The following is a 14,531-nucleotide window of genomic DNA, read 5'->3' as shown; positions in this document are numbered from 1 at the left end:
CGAGGCCGCCCCGCGCCAGGAGCCCGTCACCGCTGCGACGCGATGGGGCGGCGGGGGAAGCCGCCATGTTCGGCCAGCCACTGCTCGACCTGCTGAATGTCCGAGGCGCGCGTCCGGGAGAGTCTTCGGTAGTCCTCGAGGGCGACGCCCGCGAGCTGGCGCGCCTTCTCCAGGTCTCGCGGCTCGCTCGCGAGCGCCCGGGCGAGCGCGAACCGCGCATCCGCCAGGTTCTCATCCGCCTTCCCAGCCGCCTCACGCTCGAAGATGGCCACCGCGCGCTCCAGCGGGGCACACGCCTTGGCCGGCGCGTTCATCCCCACGAAGTCTCCGCCCAGCCCCAGCAGGTCGATGCCCACCTGGAAACTCTCCGGCCCCAGGGCCTTCTCCCGGATGGACACCGCGCGTTGGTGGTACTCGGCCGCCTCCCGGTAGCGCTCCTGCTTCGCGAGCGCACGCCCCATGCCGGACAGGGAGGACGCGAACTTCGGGTCCGCGGGCCCCAGCTGCTTCTCTCGAATCCGGGCCGCGCGCTCGAATGTCCGGAACGACTCCTCCGCCCGGCCCAGCTCGAGCAGGATGCCGCCCTGGTTGTGGAGCGTGCCCGCCGTCATCAGGTGCTCGTCGCCATGGACCCGCCGGAAGATGGCCAGGGCCTGGCCCGCGTACGCCAACGCGCTCGCGGCGTTGCCCGACCGCACCTCATGCACGGCGAGGGAGTCCAGGACGACCGCCAGGTTGGGGTGCTCCGGGCCGTACGTCTTCCGGTAGATGGACTCCGCTTCCCGGAGGAAGGGCAGTCCTTCCTCGTGACGGCCCAGGAGCCCGAGAATCTGTCCGGCGCTGAGCAGGGCGGTGGCGAGCTCCGGCTCCTCCGGGCCGTAGGTCTTCCGAGCCATCGCGAGCGCGCGCTGGCTCTCCGCCAGTGCCTCGTTCAGCCTGCCCCGGGCACGGTGGAGGCTGACGAGATTCCGGGAGAGCATGGCCTCGATGCGGGCATCTCCACCCAGGCGCTTCAGCGCAGCCGCCGCATGACGCGGAGTCTCCTCGTCAGGATCCAGGCCCGCGTCCACGAAGCTGAGCAGGCGGACCAGCCCGGCCCATGACTCCGCGGCCTGCCGGTCGTGACGGCTCGACTCCGCGGCCTGGATGGCCCGGTGCAGCGTGCGGATGGCATCCCGGGGCTGACGAGCCTGACCCTGCGCCTCCGCCAGGAGGTCGAGGATCTCGGCCTCCAGCGGCTCATAGCCCACGTCGTGGGCCTCCCGGGCCACCGCCGTGGCGAGCTCCAGCGCGGGCTTCACCTGACCGGCGTTCAGCTTCGCCCGCACCGCGGCGCGCCGCACGCGAAGCTCCTCCATCCGGCGCCGCGTCCCCTCCTCCGAGGAGGGCGGCTCCGGCGAGGCGAGCGTCGAGATGTCCGAGCAGGGAGCCAGGCTCTCCAGACCATGGGCCGCGCGCACCGCGTTCTGGATGACATCGGCATCCGCCGCCGCCAGCGTGTCGACCACGGCCGACAGGTCCTTGAGCCGCTGGTCCAGGCAGATGACACGCCGATCGAGGAGCCGCTCCGGCTGGTGGCCCTTCACGCGCGTGGCGACACACGCCTCGTGGCTCGCCTCCACCCAGTCCCGCGAGTAGGAGTCCAACGTGCGCTCCACCTCGCGCCATGCACTCGCCGCGAAGGGAAGCGGGCTCGCCGTGAAGGCGGCCTGGACCGTGCTCTTCCGGGGCGCGTCCCAGACGCCGACGAGCGACTGCTCACTCCCTCCGCAGGGGTCTCCCGACGTGGACCGATGCAGCGCCGCTCCCCCCGCGACGAGCACCAGGCCCGCGGCGGCGGCCATGCCCACCCGGCGCCACGTCGCACCCGGCGCGTCGCTGAGCCGCCGGAGGAGCGCGTCCATGGAGGCGTGGCGCGCTTGCGGTGACTCCGAGAGCCCCTGGAGGATGGCCCGATGCACCCAGGCCGGAACTCCGGACTCACGCGGGGGGCGCGGCGGGACGGCCGAGCCCGGGGTGAAGGGGCGCTTCCCATACAACGCCTCGTAGAGCGCGACGCAGTAGCTGTACTGGTCGCTCCGAGCATCGGACAGCTCCCCGCGCTTCTGCTCGGGGGCCATGTACGCCGGCGTGCCCAGCACCACGCCCGAGCGCGTGAGTGATGCCTCGTGGAGGTCCCCCGAGGCCAGCGGGGGCGCGGACTCGTGGGGACCACTCAGGTCCTCGGCGGTGCGCGCGAGGCCGAAATCGGTGATGCGGGCGCGCCCATCCCGGCCCACCAGGACGTTGTCGGGCTTGAAGTCGCGGTGGACGAGCCCCTGCGCATGTGCCGCAGCGAGCCCCCGTCCCGCCTGGAGGAACAGCCCCAGCACCTCGCGCCAGTCCCGCCGCTCCTTGAGGGGCGCCATGTGCGCGCGGAGGGTGGTGCCATCCACGAGCTCCATGGCCAGGAACACGTGCTCGCCGAACCGGCCCACGTCGTGAATCGTGATGACGTTGGGGTGGACGACGCGGGCGGTGGCCTGGGCCTCCCGCAACAGCCGGGCCTGCGCCTGCTCCCGCCGTGCGGGACTCGTCGAGTCGATGCGGATCAGCTTGAGCGCGACGCGCCTGTCCAGCTCGGGGTCGTACGCGGCATGGACGACGCCCATGCCTCCCGCCCCGATGCGGTCGAGCACCACATAGCGCCCCAGCAGGGAGCCCCGCGCGAGCAAGGGGTGCACCGGCCCTCCCGCTGGCTGCCCGGACTCGGAGTGCTGGGACTCCGGGCCGCCGCTCGAGCGTGCGGCTTCCGCCATGAGCGCTCGACAGACGGAGCAGAAATCAAGGTGCTTCTCCACCGACCCGGCGGCTTCGGCGTCCAGCTCACCTTGTGCGAAGGCGAAGAGTTGTCGCGTGTCGAAGCAGTCCATGCCAGGAATACAATATCCGACGCGGGCGGCCATGACGAAGAGCGACACGAACCACCAGGAAGAGCGGGCCTTCTCGCACGCATGCGCGCGGGGAGAGGCGGAGGCGCTCGCGGAGTTCGAGGTGCGCTTCGTCCCCTCGCTCCGCAAGGCCCTGGTGCAGCGGGGGCTGGACGTGGCCACGGCGGACGAGGCCCTCCAGCTCCTGCGCGTGAAGCTCTTCCTCCCCAGCGGAGAGCGGCCCCCGCGCATCGCTGACTACAGCGGGCAGGGCTCGCTGCTGGCTTGGCTCCGCGTGGCCGCCCTGCGCACCGCCCTGAACATGATGCGCGAGCGGAAGCTGTCGTTCGACCTGGACGACACCCGGCTCGAGGAGGCCGCCGCGCCCCTCGACGAGGCCGACCGGCGCTTCATCAAGGAGCGCTACCGCAAGGACTTCACCGAGGTGTTCCAGGAGGCGCTGAAGGACCTGGAGCCCCGGGGCCGGACCCTGCTGCGGCTGCACCTGGTGGACGGCCTGGGGACGGCGCAGATTGCCCGCGTCTACCGGGTGGACCGCTCCACGGTGAAGCGCTGGCTCGCCCAGTCCCGCGAGTGGCTGCGCGACGAGGTCCGCGTGCGCCTCGCGGCCCGCATCGGCGTGGACACGCCCGCGCTCGGCAGCCTCCTGCTCGAGCTCCAGAGCCAGCTCGACCTGAGCATCCGCTCCGCCATGCGCGACCCGACTTCCTCCTGACGGAGGGCCGCGCCGGACACCAGAAGTGCCCTGATTCCATGGGGTTGGCACGCGGCCCGGGAATTATTCCGGCCGAAATGCGCCACCCGGGCCCTACGTGTGTCCTGGAATCGAGGTCCCCACAGCTCTCCGCGCACCGAGCGCTCACGCCCCTTCCGGAAGTACCCGGGCGCGAGTGTATGGCTTTGCATTGTCTTTGATGAGCTGCCCAGGTGGAGCTGCTTGGGATTGAGAGGATTTACGCAACTCAAAATCCCGACAAGCGACAATCCATTTCGAAATCACCTCTCCCCCCCGGAGCCTCTCATGCGACCCGTCTTGGATGCCCCCAGGAAGATCCACAAGCCTGTCAAGAAGGCCGAGTCGAAGCCCAAGCCCAAGTCCCCGCCGAAGCCCTCCGCCCTGACGGTGGCGGCCCAGGCGGCGAAGCAGAGGGCCATGGACGCCTACGACGCACGCAGGGATCCGGCGAAGGCGAAGGCCGCGCCCAAGAAAGAGCCCAAGAAGGACGCCATCGACCGCCTGGCGGACAAGAACGACGGGAATGGCCTCCGCGCCAACGGCGTGAAGAGCTTCGCCGACCTTGGGATGATCGCGAAGGGCGGCCGCGACGTGCGAACGGAGAAGCTCAAGTTCGGCGACTGGAACCTCCCGCTCGTCAACAACAAGCCCCGCCAGACGGTCACGGCGCGCAACACCCGATTCACGCGTTTCTCCTCGGGCCTGGGTGGCGGACTCGGCGCCGTCCAGCTTCCGTTCGCCGGGGCCTCGATGATCAGCGACGTGCGCGCGGGCTTCCGCCAGGGGTGGAACAAGGAGCGCGCCAACAAGGCCCTGGGCTCGACCGCCAGCTTCGCGTCCGTGGGCCTTAACACCGCGAAGGGCTTCGCGGAGCTTCGAGAGGCCCGGAAGCAGGTGAAGGACGTGACGAAGGGCTTCCGTAACGCCATCGACCGTCAGGTGGGCTCGCGGCAGCTGAACGTGGCCGGGGATACGGCCGCGCACAACCGGCACACCATCCGGACGAAGGCCTCCGGCACGGCGAAGGCGATGGCCCAGAAGTACCTCCGGGCGGGCAGTGACGTGTCGGTCCGGGACCTCAAGCACATCGCCGATTCGCGGATGAAACGCGCCGTCGCCGGCGGCGTCTCGAAGAAGATGGCGACCGGTGGGCTCAAGGCCGCGAAGCTAGCGAGCAAGGCGGGTGGCCGCTTCGTCCCCGGAGCCAACGTCGCCATCGCCGCTGCCGACACCGCCGCGTTCGTCTCGACGATGCGCGACAAGAACGCGTCCGTGGGCAAGAAGGTCACCGCGGGTATCACCGCGGCGGGCTCGGTCCTGGCGGCGACGAACATCCCCGTCGTCTCCCAGGTGGGTGGAGCCATCTCCACGGTGTCGAGCATCGTGGGGGCCGTCGGTCCGAAGAAGATCGCCGATGGCGCGAAGAAGGCGCTCAAGAAGCTCAAGTTCTGGTGAGCGTCCCGAATGAGGCGGGGACGGGTCCGATGAGGGCCGGTCCCTGCTTCCGGCGCACGAGCCGCACGTCCTCACGATTCAGGAAGGAAGTCCCATGCCGACGCAACCTGACGCCTCCGCTGCCGGTGCGGAGTACTCCCTGGGCGACCTCCAGGGCCTGATGTTGTTGAAGCGCTCCACTGGCGCCCTCGCGCTGGACGGCACCGCCGCGATCCGGCTCCCCTCCATCCAGGCCCCCTCCCTGGAGGGCCTCTCCGTGGCGGTCCCCGCCCCCGCGCCCGTCACGGAAGACGACATCATGGAGCGCTTCGATGCGCTGTGCCGCGAACGCGCGCCACGCCGGGAGCGCACGCCCGGAGAGGAGGTGGCGGAGGGAGACGACGTGCTGCTGGACGTCCTGGGCTACGCCGACGGCAGGCTCATCCCCTTCTCCGTCCGCACGGACTGGTCGGTGGAAGTGGCGCCCGAGCCACTCCTCCCCGGCTTCTTCGAGGCGCTGGTCGGAGCCACGGTAGGCCTCTCCATCGGAGTGGAGCTGGTTCTCCCGGAGACGTATGCCGTCGCCTCCCTGCGAGGCGCCACCGCCCGGTTCATCGTCGACGTGAAGGCAGCGCACGAGGTGACGCCCCTGGAGGCGGACTCGCCGGAGTTGCTCACCCTGCTCGACGCTGGAGCCACGATCGAGGACGTCCTGCAGCGGCTGGCGGAGGAGCTCTTCGAGGAGCGTGAGACGGAGGCCCAGCGGGAGCTCCAGGAGCGGGTGATGGATGCGCTCATCGAGCGGACGCACGTGGCGCTGTCCCAGGGTCTGATCGACGAGGAGATCCGCCACCAATGGGCGGTGGTGGAGTACCCGGTGCTCGTCGGCAAGGGCTTCACCCCCGAGGAGCTGGACGAGGCGTGGGATGGCTGGCGGACCGATATCGCCACGCGGCTCGACGCCGAGTGGCGGCTGAGAGGGGCGCTGGCGCTCCAGGCCATCGCCGAGCGGGACGAGGTCCGGCCCACCTTCGAGGACGCGGAGGCGTTCCACGATGCCATCACCGGGAGCACGGAGGTGTCCTCCGAGGAGTTGGAGAAGCTGTTCGACACCAGCCCCACGGTGCTTCAGCGATTCGAGAACCTCGTCATGCACGCGGCGACGCTGGACCATGTCCTCTCGAAGGTGGAGGTCACCGTCGGATGACGCGGCCGGCGCCGCTACGGCGGCGTAGGGACTTCCCGGTGGAACAGCCCGGGCCGCGGCTCTTCCCAGCGGACAGACAAGCGGTGGCTTGAGGGTGGATGCGTCGCGTGTTTGAGTACGGCGCGCCAGCCAGAAAGGAACCGCGATGGCTCGCAGTACGCGTTCGGATCAGGTCGAGGTGTACGGAAGAAGTGTCCAGGCCCTCCTCAACGCAATGGAGTTCTTCGAGTTCAAGGCGCACCGGGTGCTGGCCGCCCATGGGATTGAGCCGCTCGAGCCGGAGAAGTGGTATCCCCTGCCGAGCGTCCTCGACAGCTTCGAGGACATCCTCAAGCAGGTGGGGCCTCACACCACCCGCGCCATCGGCCATGCCGTGCCCGAGAATGCCGTCTTCCCTCCCGGCATCCACTCGTTCACGTCGGCGCTCGCCGGGCTCGACGCGGCCTACCGGTTGAACCACCGGGGCACCGGGGACATCGGCGGCTACCACTACCACCCCGAAACGGAGCGCACCGCACGCATGGTGTGTGACAACCCCTATCCGTGCGAGTTCGACCTGGGCCTGCTGGAAGCCCTCTACAAGCGCTTCAAGCCCAAGGGCTCCATCCTGCTGCGCATCGAGCACGACGGCTCGGGCTGCCGGTCCACGGGAGCCGAGGCCTGCACCTATCAGCTCAAGTGGTGAACGGGTGGCCCTGGCGGAGGGCCTGGGCTCAGGCGTGTGTGGAGAGCATCGCCCTGCCCGACACGGCGGCAAGGTGCGCGCCAGGCCCGGCGCACAGCCCGTCAAACATGGAATGGAAGGCGGCGTAGACGCGGTCCACCAGCCCGAGGGCCTCGGCCCGCAGCGCCGGTGAGAGCTCGATGCCGTTCAACATCGCCTCCATCTGCGCCTCGAAGACCTCGTGCTGCTCCTCGGCCTCCATGTGGTGGCCGGAGAAGTACTTGAGACGCTTGCCGGCACCGAGCGCCTGGGTGACGGAGGAGACACGGCTGAAGAAGGTATGACTGGTGGACTCCAGCGCCAGCACCAGCACCACCCGCAGCCGGTCATCCATCGGACGGAGCACCTCGGCGAGGAGGGCATAGCTCGCATCCCGGGTGCACTCGTGTGCCAGGTCCCAGGGCTCGTCGAGCGTCAGGGAGCGCCCCGTCAACAGGGCGAGGTCCTCGAAGAACCAGTGGTCATGACCACGCTCCTCGGCGCGGTGGCGGCGCATGAGCCGGGCGAGCTCCGGATCCTTCACCCGCTGGGCGTTGAGGCGCAGCACGTCCTGGAAGCACATCACCCAGAAAGACAGACGCGGGGCGAACGCCAGCATCTCCCCGAGGGGCCGATCCGGCCGGAGCTCGTCGAACAGCGGGTGAGCCTGGAACCGGGACTGCCGGACGCGGATGTGCTTCAGCACTGCCCTCATGGTCGCCTCCCTCACGTGCGGCGAGGTCTCGCGTCCCGCTGCCGTGGATGGGGCGAAGAGGTAGGGATGGGGTTCCCGGAAGGGAAGTGTTGGCCAGTCCAGCAGTGCAATGAGACCCCGGGCGGGGCCCCCGCGAGACGGGGAGGATGTCCTCCACCCGACACCCCGGGCCGGGGAGCGGCTCAGTGCCCGGGCTTGCAGCGGCCCAGGAAGTGGACCAGCTCGGTGTGGAACCACTGCGGCGAGTCCAGCATGGGCCAGTGGCTCGCGTGCGGCACCACGGAGTGGGAGAGCGTGGGCCGCTGGGCCACCAGCGTCTCCGAGCCGGTGGCCGCCGCCAGCGCGTGGGTGGGCCCGGTGAAACGCTCGAAGGCCTCGCCCGGGTCGTAGCCGAAGAGCGACTCCAGGTTTCCGGCGATGACCTCCCGTCGCGAGGTGCGCAGCGTCTTCATCACGAGCGTGCGCGTCTTCTCCCGGGCCTCGAGGAGCAGCGGCGCCAACCAGTGCTCGTGGAAGGCGCCGTACTTCGCCGGGCTGAAGTTCTCGAGCCATGCCTCCGCGTCGGACTTCGTCCAGCGGCGCATGTCTCCCGCCGCCTCGACATAGAGCAGCCCGGCGAGCCGCTCGGGGAAGTACGAGGCGAAGGCGCCGGCCACCGCGGCCCCGAAGCCATGGCCTACCAGGACGAACTGCTGGGGCAGCAGCGCGTCGGCCACGGCGGCGACATCCTCCACTCCAGCCTCCACGCCGAAGGGGCCGTGGGCACCACCGCTCTCGCCCAGCCCGCGCAGGTCGAACGCGACGCTGCGGGTCGCGAGGCCATGTTGCGTCTCGGTCCAGTGCGTCCGGTCACCGGCGAGATCATGCACGAAGAGGACGGGCACACCGCCGAGGCCCTCCTCCGTCGCCATCAGCCGCCCAGCGGGTCCGGGGACGGCCACCGTCGTCGGGTCCTTGCGCTTCATCGGTCTGGCTCCCGGCCCCCGGAACGGGCACTGCCCACTCCAGGGCCTTTCTCCCAAGTCTGACCGACTCCCCCCTGGAACGCGCTGCGGCCGGGCGTCTCGCGCCCACTGCCGAACAGAGTGCGCGGCCCCGTCTCGAACAGGTACAGCACGGCCGCTGGCACGTGCCCCGCCGCATCTGCCGTGGCGCTACGCGGGCGCGAGGGGCTTGTACATCACGCTGGTCGACCCCAGCGACCCATCCGGCATCGCCGCATAGTTCGGGATCGTGCCGCACAGCTTGAAGCCCAACCTGGCGTACATCTTCTCGGCTTCGTAGCCGGTGCAGGTATCGAGCACCAGCAGCGTGCGCCCCAGCTCGCGCGCATGAGACTCGGCATGCAGCATCAGCGCCTGCGCGATGCCCTGACGCCGGGCGCGCGAATGGACGAGCATCTTGGAGATCTCCGCACGGTGCGCACCGTTCGGCATTCCGGACAGCACCAACTGCACCGTGCCGCACACCACGCCTGAGCTGTCGCGCATCACGAACAGCCTGCGTTCGCCGCGCTCCAGCGACGGCACCAGGCCAAGCCAGAAGGCCCGCGCCTCTTCGTGCGGGAACGGCAGCACGAAGCCGACGCTCGCGCCGTTCAGCACGCAGTCGCGCAGCACTTCCGCCAGTGCGTCCGCTTCGGCGCGCAAGCCCGCACCGTCCAGTTCGTCTATGGCTCGCATATCGCAATCAGGTAATGGGCCTCTGCCGGCCCGGGACACACAAAGCGCGTGGCGCCGAACAAGTGGAAACGCAGGCAGTCGCCACGCTGCAGGCGGTGCCGCACGCCATCTACGGTGTATTCGAGCACGCCGCCCAGCATCCACATGTGCTGCTCCAGGCCGCGCACGGGTGGCTGCTCGTAATCGATCACGGCGCCCGGAGGCAGACGTCCCTCGACCAGCTCGACGCGGAAGCCCTTGGCAGGCGGCGACACCATGCGGCGGCGGAAGCCGGTGGCCGGATCCTTCCACTCCGCCTGCTCCGCGGCGCGGATCAGCTGCGCGGGTTGCACCTCGACCTCTGCGATCAGGCGCGACATCGGCATGCCGTACACAGAGCACAGCTTGCCCAGCAGCGCGGCCGTCGGACTGGTTTCGCCACGCTCCAGCCGCGACAAGGTGGCGCGGCTGATACCGCTTGCCGTGGCCAGTGCCTCCAGCGACATCCCGCGCTCTTCACGCAATGCCGCCAGCCGCTGCACCAGCCTGTCTTCCAAGTCGTCTCCCACATTTGAGAGAATATCTCAAATTCGAGACGAATCAAGCGCAACGGACCGGCGCAACCAATCCAGGGCTCTCGTGTTCTCAGGCGTATCCCTTTTTCCAGGAGCCTCCTCAGTGCACCGCTTCTCGTCCAACCCCCTTCACCTGCTCGCCCTCTCGAGCGCAATCTGTCTGTGCGCCTGTGGCTCTGGCTCGCTCTCACCAGGCGGGCCCGATGACCAAACAGTGACCTCCGTGTCGGCCCAGGAGAGCGTCAGCGGCACCGCCCAGTGTGCTGTTCCCCCCGTGCAGTTGACCCATACCTCGACGGTGACGAATGACGTGACGGTGCGGGTCGTGCCCAAGTCCGTGTACCCGCTCGCCATCTGCAATGACGGCACCCCTGCGACCTACCTCTTCCGCCCCGGCGTCGGCGCGGGCGCGAAGCGGTGGCTCATCTATCTCGAGGGGGGCGGCAGTTGCAGCACGGCCGCCGACTGCCAGGAGCGATACAAGAAGCAGCGCTCCCTCATGTCGAGTGGAGACCCCGTGGATCACCAGCCGTTCACCACTCCGCTCGAGGGCATCAAGTCACCGCTGCCGGGCGAGAACCCCGACTTCTACGACGCGAATTTCGTGCAGCTCATCTACTGCTCGAGTGACTCGTGGTCCGGAGATCGCGCGGGGAATGACCAGCTCCCCACGGGAGACCTGGCGCGCTGGCACTTCCGAGGGCGCCGCATCCTCGAGGCCGTCTTCACCGAGCTCCAGTCGCAGGGGTTCAGCAGCGCGGAAGAGGTCTTCCTCCTGGGCTCGTCCGCGGGAGGCGTCGGGGTCATGAACAACGTCGATGCCGTCCATGCCCGTCTGCCCGCCTCGGTCCGCTTCGTCGCACTGATGGATGCGGGCTTCATCATCGACTACCCGGCGTATGACCTCGACACCCACAGCGAGAGCACCGCGATTCCCACCACCCGCGAGCAGGAGCTGGCGACCACGGCGACGGTGTGGGCTGCCCGAGGCGATTGGAGCTGTGAGGCGGCCGCGACCGACGCCACCTCCAAGCTGATGTGCCGCAGCCCGGAGAAGGTCATCGGCGGCGGGTACATCTCGAGCCCCCTCTTCATCCGCCAGTCCCAGGCGGATGGCGTGCAGCTCAAGGGACTGATTCCCCCGAGCGAGAACGACGCGAACGCCAATGCCTACCGGCAGCGCTTCACGGAGAGCATGCGTGCGCGGCTGTCCGGTCTCCAACAGGTGGCCGTCTTCGCGCCGCTCGACACCGAACACGGCGTCATCAACGACACCGACGAGTGGAATGCCTCCATCGTCAATGGCACGCTGCTGCCGGCCGCCATCGGAGCCTGGTACCGCGACCCGTGCAACTCGATGCTCCAGCGCATCGAGCAGCCATAGCGGCTCTTGCGGAGCCTCCCGGTGCGGGGCCGAGAACATTGCAGTGCACTATTGGCAGGTTGCCAATAATATGGCCCCATGAGTCTTCCGGTGCGTGCCGCGGTGTTGCAGGTGGCGAATGGTCCCTTCGCCATCGACGAAGTAGAGCTCGACTCGCCGCGGACGGGCGAGCTGCGGGTACGGGTGACGGCGAGCGGCATCTGTCACACCGACCTCACCTACCGGGCGGGCGCGGGCAGCTTCCCCCTCCCCGCCGTGCTCGGCCACGAAGGCGCGGGCATCGTGGAGGCCGTGGGTGACGGCGTGACGGACTTCGCGCCCGGCGACGCGGTGGTGCTCAGCTACTTCTCGTGCCGCGCGTGTGGCACGTGCGCACGCCGCCATCCCGCGTATTGCGAGCACGGGTACGCGGGGAACTTCTCCGGTGCCAGGCCGGATGGCTCCTTCCCCATGCGGTGGCACGGTGAGCCGATTCGCTCCAGCTTCTTCCACCAGTCCTCGTTCGCCACGCACGTGCTGGCGCACCAGCACAACGCGGTGAAGGTCGACGCGTCCGCGCCGCTCGAGCTGCTCGCGCCGCTGGGCTGCGGGTTCCAGACCGGCGCGGGCGCGGTGCTCGAGGCGTTCCGGCTCGAAGCCGGGCAGCAGCTCGCGGTGTACGGAGCGGGCGCCGTTGGCCTCGCGGCCATCATGGCGGCGCGAGTCGCCGGCGCGGCGCGCATCATCGCCGTGGACATCAACGCGGAGCGGCTCGAGTTGGCGCGCGAACTGGGCGCCACCGACACCTTCCTGGCGCACGAGCCCGAGCTCACGAAGACGATTCTGAAGCGAACCCGGGGCGGCGTGGACTTCGCGCTGGAGTGCGTGGGCTCACCCCAGGTGCTGCGTCAGGCGTTCGACGTGACGAGGCCCCTGGGCACCTGCGCGTTGCTCGGCCTGCCGGGTCGCGGCGCGGAAGTCTCGCTCCCGATGACCCCGCTCCTCTCTGGGAAGAAGCTGGTGGGCATCCTGGAGGGGAATGCCGACCCGAAGACCTTCATTCCGCGCCTGGTCTCCCTGCACGCGGAAGGACGGTTTCCCATCGAGAAGCTGAGCCGCCCCTACGCCTTCGAGGCCATCAACGACGCGGTTCACGACATGGAGACGCGCACGGCAATCAAGCCGGTGCTGCACATGCACGGTGGAAGGACGCCATGACGTTCGACGAAGCAGTGAAGGCAGGGAAGCTCAGCACCGAAGCAGCGCTCTCGCTGTTCGACAGCCTGCCCACGGTGGAGCTCGCCTTCATGAGCGGCAGGTGGAAGGGCAGCGAGCTCCAGACGGGACACCCGATGGACGGAATGCTCAGCGCGACCGGCTGGTACGGCAAGCAGTTCATCGACACCGAGAGCGTGCACCCGCTGCTGTTCTTCACGGAGGACCGCGCGTCGGTGTTCCCGGTGGATCCACGCAAGTGGCCGTCGCCGGGGATTCGAGGCTTCGTGGGCCCGCACCGGGCCGATGTGGAGACCGGGAAGTTCAAGGCGCGGCTGCGCATGACGGAGTACCGCGGGAAGCTCAGCGCGACGATGATCTACGATGACCGGCCCACCCTCGACGTGTTCCGGAAGGTCGACGCGGACACGGTGCTCGGCGCGATGGACGCGCGAGGAATGGCGGTGCCGTACTTCTTCGTCCTGCGCCGCGATTCCGGCGTCCCTCCCCTTTCGGTGAGGGACGGCGCATAGGTTCCAGGCCCCCCTACCCCCGCTGCCCATTCACAAGAAGCGCTTGAAGAGGCCGAGCTTCCCGCCATAGGGCGGGTAGCGCAGCTTCATGTCGAGCGCGAAGGGCCGCTTCACCACACTCTTCTTGTGACTGAAGGCATCGAAGCTGGACTGGCCGTGATAGCCGCCAACCCCAGACTCGCCTACGCCCCCGAAAGGAAGCCCCTCGGCGGCGAAGTGGACGCACACGTCGTTGGTGACCGCTCCGCCGCTCGAGGTCTCCTTGAGGACGCGCTCATTCACCGCCGCGTCGCGCGCGAAGCTGTAGAGGGCGAGCGGCTTCGGACGAGAGCGCACGAAGCGGATGGCGTCGTCGATGCTCGGACAGTCGACGAGCGGGAGCAGGGGACCGAAGATCTCCTCCTGCATCAGCGGACTCGACAACGGTGCATCGGTGATGACGGTGGGCGCGAAGTAGCGGCTGGGCGCGTCGCGCTCGCCGCCGAAGGCGATCTGACCGTCGGCCGCGAGCGCGGAGATGCGCTCGAAGTGGCGATGACTGACGATGCGGCCATAGTCGCCGCTCGTGAGCGCATCGGCACCGTAGAAGCTTCTGACGGCTTTCTGGACCAGGTCGATGAAGCGGCCCTTGAGCTCGGGAGGAATGAGCACGTAGTCCGGCGCGACGCATGTCTGTCCGGCGTTGACGTACTTGCCCCAGGCGATGCGTCGCGCGGTGACCTCGAGGTCCGCGCTCCTGTCGATAATGCAGGGGCTCTTTCCTCCCAGCTCGAGAACAGTGGGCGTGAGGTGCCTGGCAGCGGCTTCGGCCACCACCCGGCCCACCTGGGTTCCACCAGTGAAGAAGATGAGGTCCCAGCGCTCCGCGAGGAGCGCCTTGCTCACCTCCGCGCCCCCCTCGACGACCGAGACGACTTCCGCCGGGAAGGCCTCGCCCAGCATCCGATTGAGCACCCCCGAAGTCGCGGGTGACAGCTCGCTGGGTTTCAACACGGCCGTGCAGCCCGCGGCGAGTGCTCCGATGAGCGGCGCCATCGCCAACTGGTAGGGGTAGTTCCAGGGCGAGATGATGAGCGTCACGCCGAGCGGATCCGCGTATTGGTAGGCCCGCGCCGGCTGGATGATGAGAGGCGCCGACCCCCGCCGCGGCTCCATCCACGCCTTCACGTTCTTGAGCGCGTTCTTGATCTCGCCGTAGATGTTCCCGACTTCGGTGAGGTAGGCCTCCTCCGGGCTCTTCGAGAGGTCCGACTTGAGGGCGGCGAGAATCTCCGCCTCGTACTTGCGCGCCGCCCGGTCGAGCGCCTGCAACTGCGCCCGCCGCCAGTGGAGCGGGAGCGTGACGCGGGTCTCGAAATAGGCACGCTGTTTATCGACGAGCGCCTTCGTGTCGAACGAAGGCGGAACGGCGGCGAGGTTGCTGAGACTCCGAGCCATGGGACTTCTCCTTCAGTGGGAG

Annotated in this window: 13 protein-coding genes; 7 read left to right on the top strand and 6 right to left on the bottom strand. The window is 69.0% G+C overall.

Annotated features, from left to right (window positions below; all coding sequences use genetic code 11):
* Positions 1 to 26: 26 nt before the first annotated feature.
* The gene (locus tag DAT35_RS51630) at positions 27 to 2,912 is read right to left on the bottom strand and encodes a serine/threonine-protein kinase (protein ID WP_158502232.1); all 2,886 of its coding nucleotides are present in this window, start codon (positions 2,910 to 2,912) and stop codon (positions 27 to 29) included.
* A 31-nt stretch (positions 2,913 to 2,943) separates the two neighbouring features.
* Here DAT35_RS51630 and DAT35_RS51625 point away from each other — a divergent pair, with 31 nt between their 5' ends.
* The 4 genes from DAT35_RS51625 (at position 2,944) to DAT35_RS51610 (ending at position 6,992) form a co-directional block, all read left to right on the top strand.
* The gene (locus tag DAT35_RS51625) at positions 2,944 to 3,645 is read left to right on the top strand and encodes a sigma-70 family RNA polymerase sigma factor (RefSeq protein WP_158502231.1); all 702 of its coding nucleotides are present in this window, start codon (positions 2,944 to 2,946) and stop codon (positions 3,643 to 3,645) included.
* Positions 3,646 to 3,951: 306 nt separating this feature from the next.
* On the top strand, positions 3,952 to 5,121 hold the full coding sequence (locus DAT35_RS60300) for a hypothetical protein (RefSeq protein WP_199243259.1): 1,170 nt from the start codon (positions 3,952 to 3,954) through the stop codon (positions 5,119 to 5,121).
* Positions 5,122 to 5,215: 94 nt separating this feature from the next.
* Positions 5,216 to 6,307 (top strand): peptidylprolyl isomerase, encoded by a 1,092-nt coding sequence (locus DAT35_RS51615; RefSeq protein ID WP_108076872.1) that lies wholly within the window; start codon positions 5,216 to 5,218, stop codon positions 6,305 to 6,307.
* A gap of 145 nt (positions 6,308 to 6,452) precedes the next feature.
* A complete protein-coding gene (locus tag DAT35_RS51610) occupies positions 6,453 to 6,992 on the top strand; it encodes a hypothetical protein (RefSeq protein WP_108076871.1) in 540 nt (179 codons plus the stop codon).
* Positions 6,993 to 7,020: 28 nt separating this feature from the next.
* Here the strand turns inward: DAT35_RS51610 and DAT35_RS51605 are convergent, their stop codons facing one another.
* The 4 genes from DAT35_RS51605 to DAT35_RS51590 form a co-directional block, all read right to left on the bottom strand.
* Positions 7,021 to 7,725: a hypothetical protein gene (locus DAT35_RS51605; RefSeq protein ID WP_146210224.1), complete on the bottom strand. Its 705-nt coding sequence runs from the start codon at positions 7,723 to 7,725 to the stop codon at positions 7,021 to 7,023.
* Between the two features lie 182 nt (positions 7,726 to 7,907).
* Complete coding sequence (locus DAT35_RS51600) at positions 7,908 to 8,690, bottom strand: alpha/beta fold hydrolase (protein WP_108076869.1); 783 nt, start codon at positions 8,688 to 8,690, stop codon at positions 7,908 to 7,910.
* A gap of 189 nt (positions 8,691 to 8,879) precedes the next feature.
* Complete coding sequence (locus tag DAT35_RS51595) at positions 8,880 to 9,374, bottom strand: GNAT family N-acetyltransferase (RefSeq protein WP_199243258.1); 495 nt, start codon at positions 9,372 to 9,374, stop codon at positions 8,880 to 8,882.
* A 20-nt stretch (positions 9,375 to 9,394) separates the two neighbouring features.
* On the bottom strand, positions 9,395 to 9,943 hold the full coding sequence (locus tag DAT35_RS51590; RefSeq protein WP_199243257.1) for a helix-turn-helix domain-containing protein: 549 nt from the start codon (positions 9,941 to 9,943) through the stop codon (positions 9,395 to 9,397).
* A 232-nt stretch (positions 9,944 to 10,175) separates the two neighbouring features.
* Here DAT35_RS51590 and DAT35_RS51585 point away from each other — a divergent pair, with 232 nt between their 5' ends.
* The 3 genes from DAT35_RS51585 (at position 10,176) to DAT35_RS51575 (ending at position 13,072) form a co-directional block, all read left to right on the top strand.
* Complete coding sequence (locus DAT35_RS51585; protein WP_158502230.1) at positions 10,176 to 11,345, top strand: pectin acetylesterase-family hydrolase; 1,170 nt, start codon at positions 10,176 to 10,178, stop codon at positions 11,343 to 11,345.
* A 78-nt stretch (positions 11,346 to 11,423) separates the two neighbouring features.
* The gene (locus DAT35_RS51580) at positions 11,424 to 12,542 is read left to right on the top strand and encodes an NAD(P)-dependent alcohol dehydrogenase (protein ID WP_108076866.1); all 1,119 of its coding nucleotides are present in this window, start codon (positions 11,424 to 11,426) and stop codon (positions 12,540 to 12,542) included.
* Positions 12,539 to 13,072 (top strand): DUF4334 domain-containing protein, encoded by a 534-nt coding sequence (locus tag DAT35_RS51575; RefSeq protein ID WP_108076865.1) that lies wholly within the window; start codon positions 12,539 to 12,541, stop codon positions 13,070 to 13,072. The genes DAT35_RS51580 and DAT35_RS51575 overlap by 4 nt, the downstream gene beginning before the upstream one ends.
* A 30-nt stretch (positions 13,073 to 13,102) precedes the next feature.
* On the opposite strand, the gene DAT35_RS51570 is transcribed toward DAT35_RS51575, so the two are convergent.
* Positions 13,103 to 14,509 carry an aldehyde dehydrogenase family protein gene (locus tag DAT35_RS51570; RefSeq protein ID WP_108076864.1) on the bottom strand — a complete coding sequence of 469 codons (1,407 nt, stop codon included), beginning with the start codon at positions 14,507 to 14,509 and terminating at the stop codon, positions 13,103 to 13,105.
* Positions 14,510 to 14,531 lie beyond the last annotated feature (22 nt).

It is taken from the genome of Vitiosangium sp. GDMCC 1.1324 (genome assembly GCF_003044305.1).
GTDB lineage: Bacteria > Myxococcota > Myxococcia > Myxococcales > Myxococcaceae > Archangium.
The sequence above is the reverse complement of the archived record's forward strand: the minus strand, read 5'-3'. Positions and strand labels throughout refer to the sequence as shown.

Excerpts from the sequence above, each read along its gene's own strand:
- DAT35_RS51605 (WP_146210224.1), bottom strand. The coding sequence starts at position 7,725 with ATGAGGGCAGTGCTGAAGCACATCCGCGTCCGGCAGTCCCGGTTCCAG.
- DAT35_RS51570 (WP_108076864.1), bottom strand. The coding sequence starts at position 14,509 with ATGGCTCGGAGTCTCAGCAACCTCGCCGCCGTTCCGCCTTCGTTCGAC.
- DAT35_RS51610 (WP_108076871.1), top strand. The coding sequence starts at position 6,453 with ATGGCTCGCAGTACGCGTTCGGATCAGGTCGAGGTGTACGGAAGAAGT.
- DAT35_RS51615 (WP_108076872.1), top strand. The coding sequence starts at position 5,216 with ATGCCGACGCAACCTGACGCCTCCGCTGCCGGTGCGGAGTACTCCCTG.
- DAT35_RS51575 (WP_108076865.1), top strand. The coding sequence starts at position 12,539 with ATGACGTTCGACGAAGCAGTGAAGGCAGGGAAGCTCAGCACCGAAGCA.
- DAT35_RS60300 (WP_199243259.1), top strand. The coding sequence starts at position 3,952 with ATGCGACCCGTCTTGGATGCCCCCAGGAAGATCCACAAGCCTGTCAAG.
- DAT35_RS51580 (WP_108076866.1), top strand. The coding sequence starts at position 11,424 with ATGAGTCTTCCGGTGCGTGCCGCGGTGTTGCAGGTGGCGAATGGTCCC.
- DAT35_RS51600 (WP_108076869.1), bottom strand. The coding sequence starts at position 8,690 with ATGAAGCGCAAGGACCCGACGACGGTGGCCGTCCCCGGACCCGCTGGG.
- DAT35_RS51625 (WP_158502231.1), top strand. The coding sequence starts at position 2,944 with ATGACGAAGAGCGACACGAACCACCAGGAAGAGCGGGCCTTCTCGCAC.
- DAT35_RS51630 (WP_158502232.1), bottom strand. The coding sequence starts at position 2,912 with ATGGACTGCTTCGACACGCGACAACTCTTCGCCTTCGCACAAGGTGAG.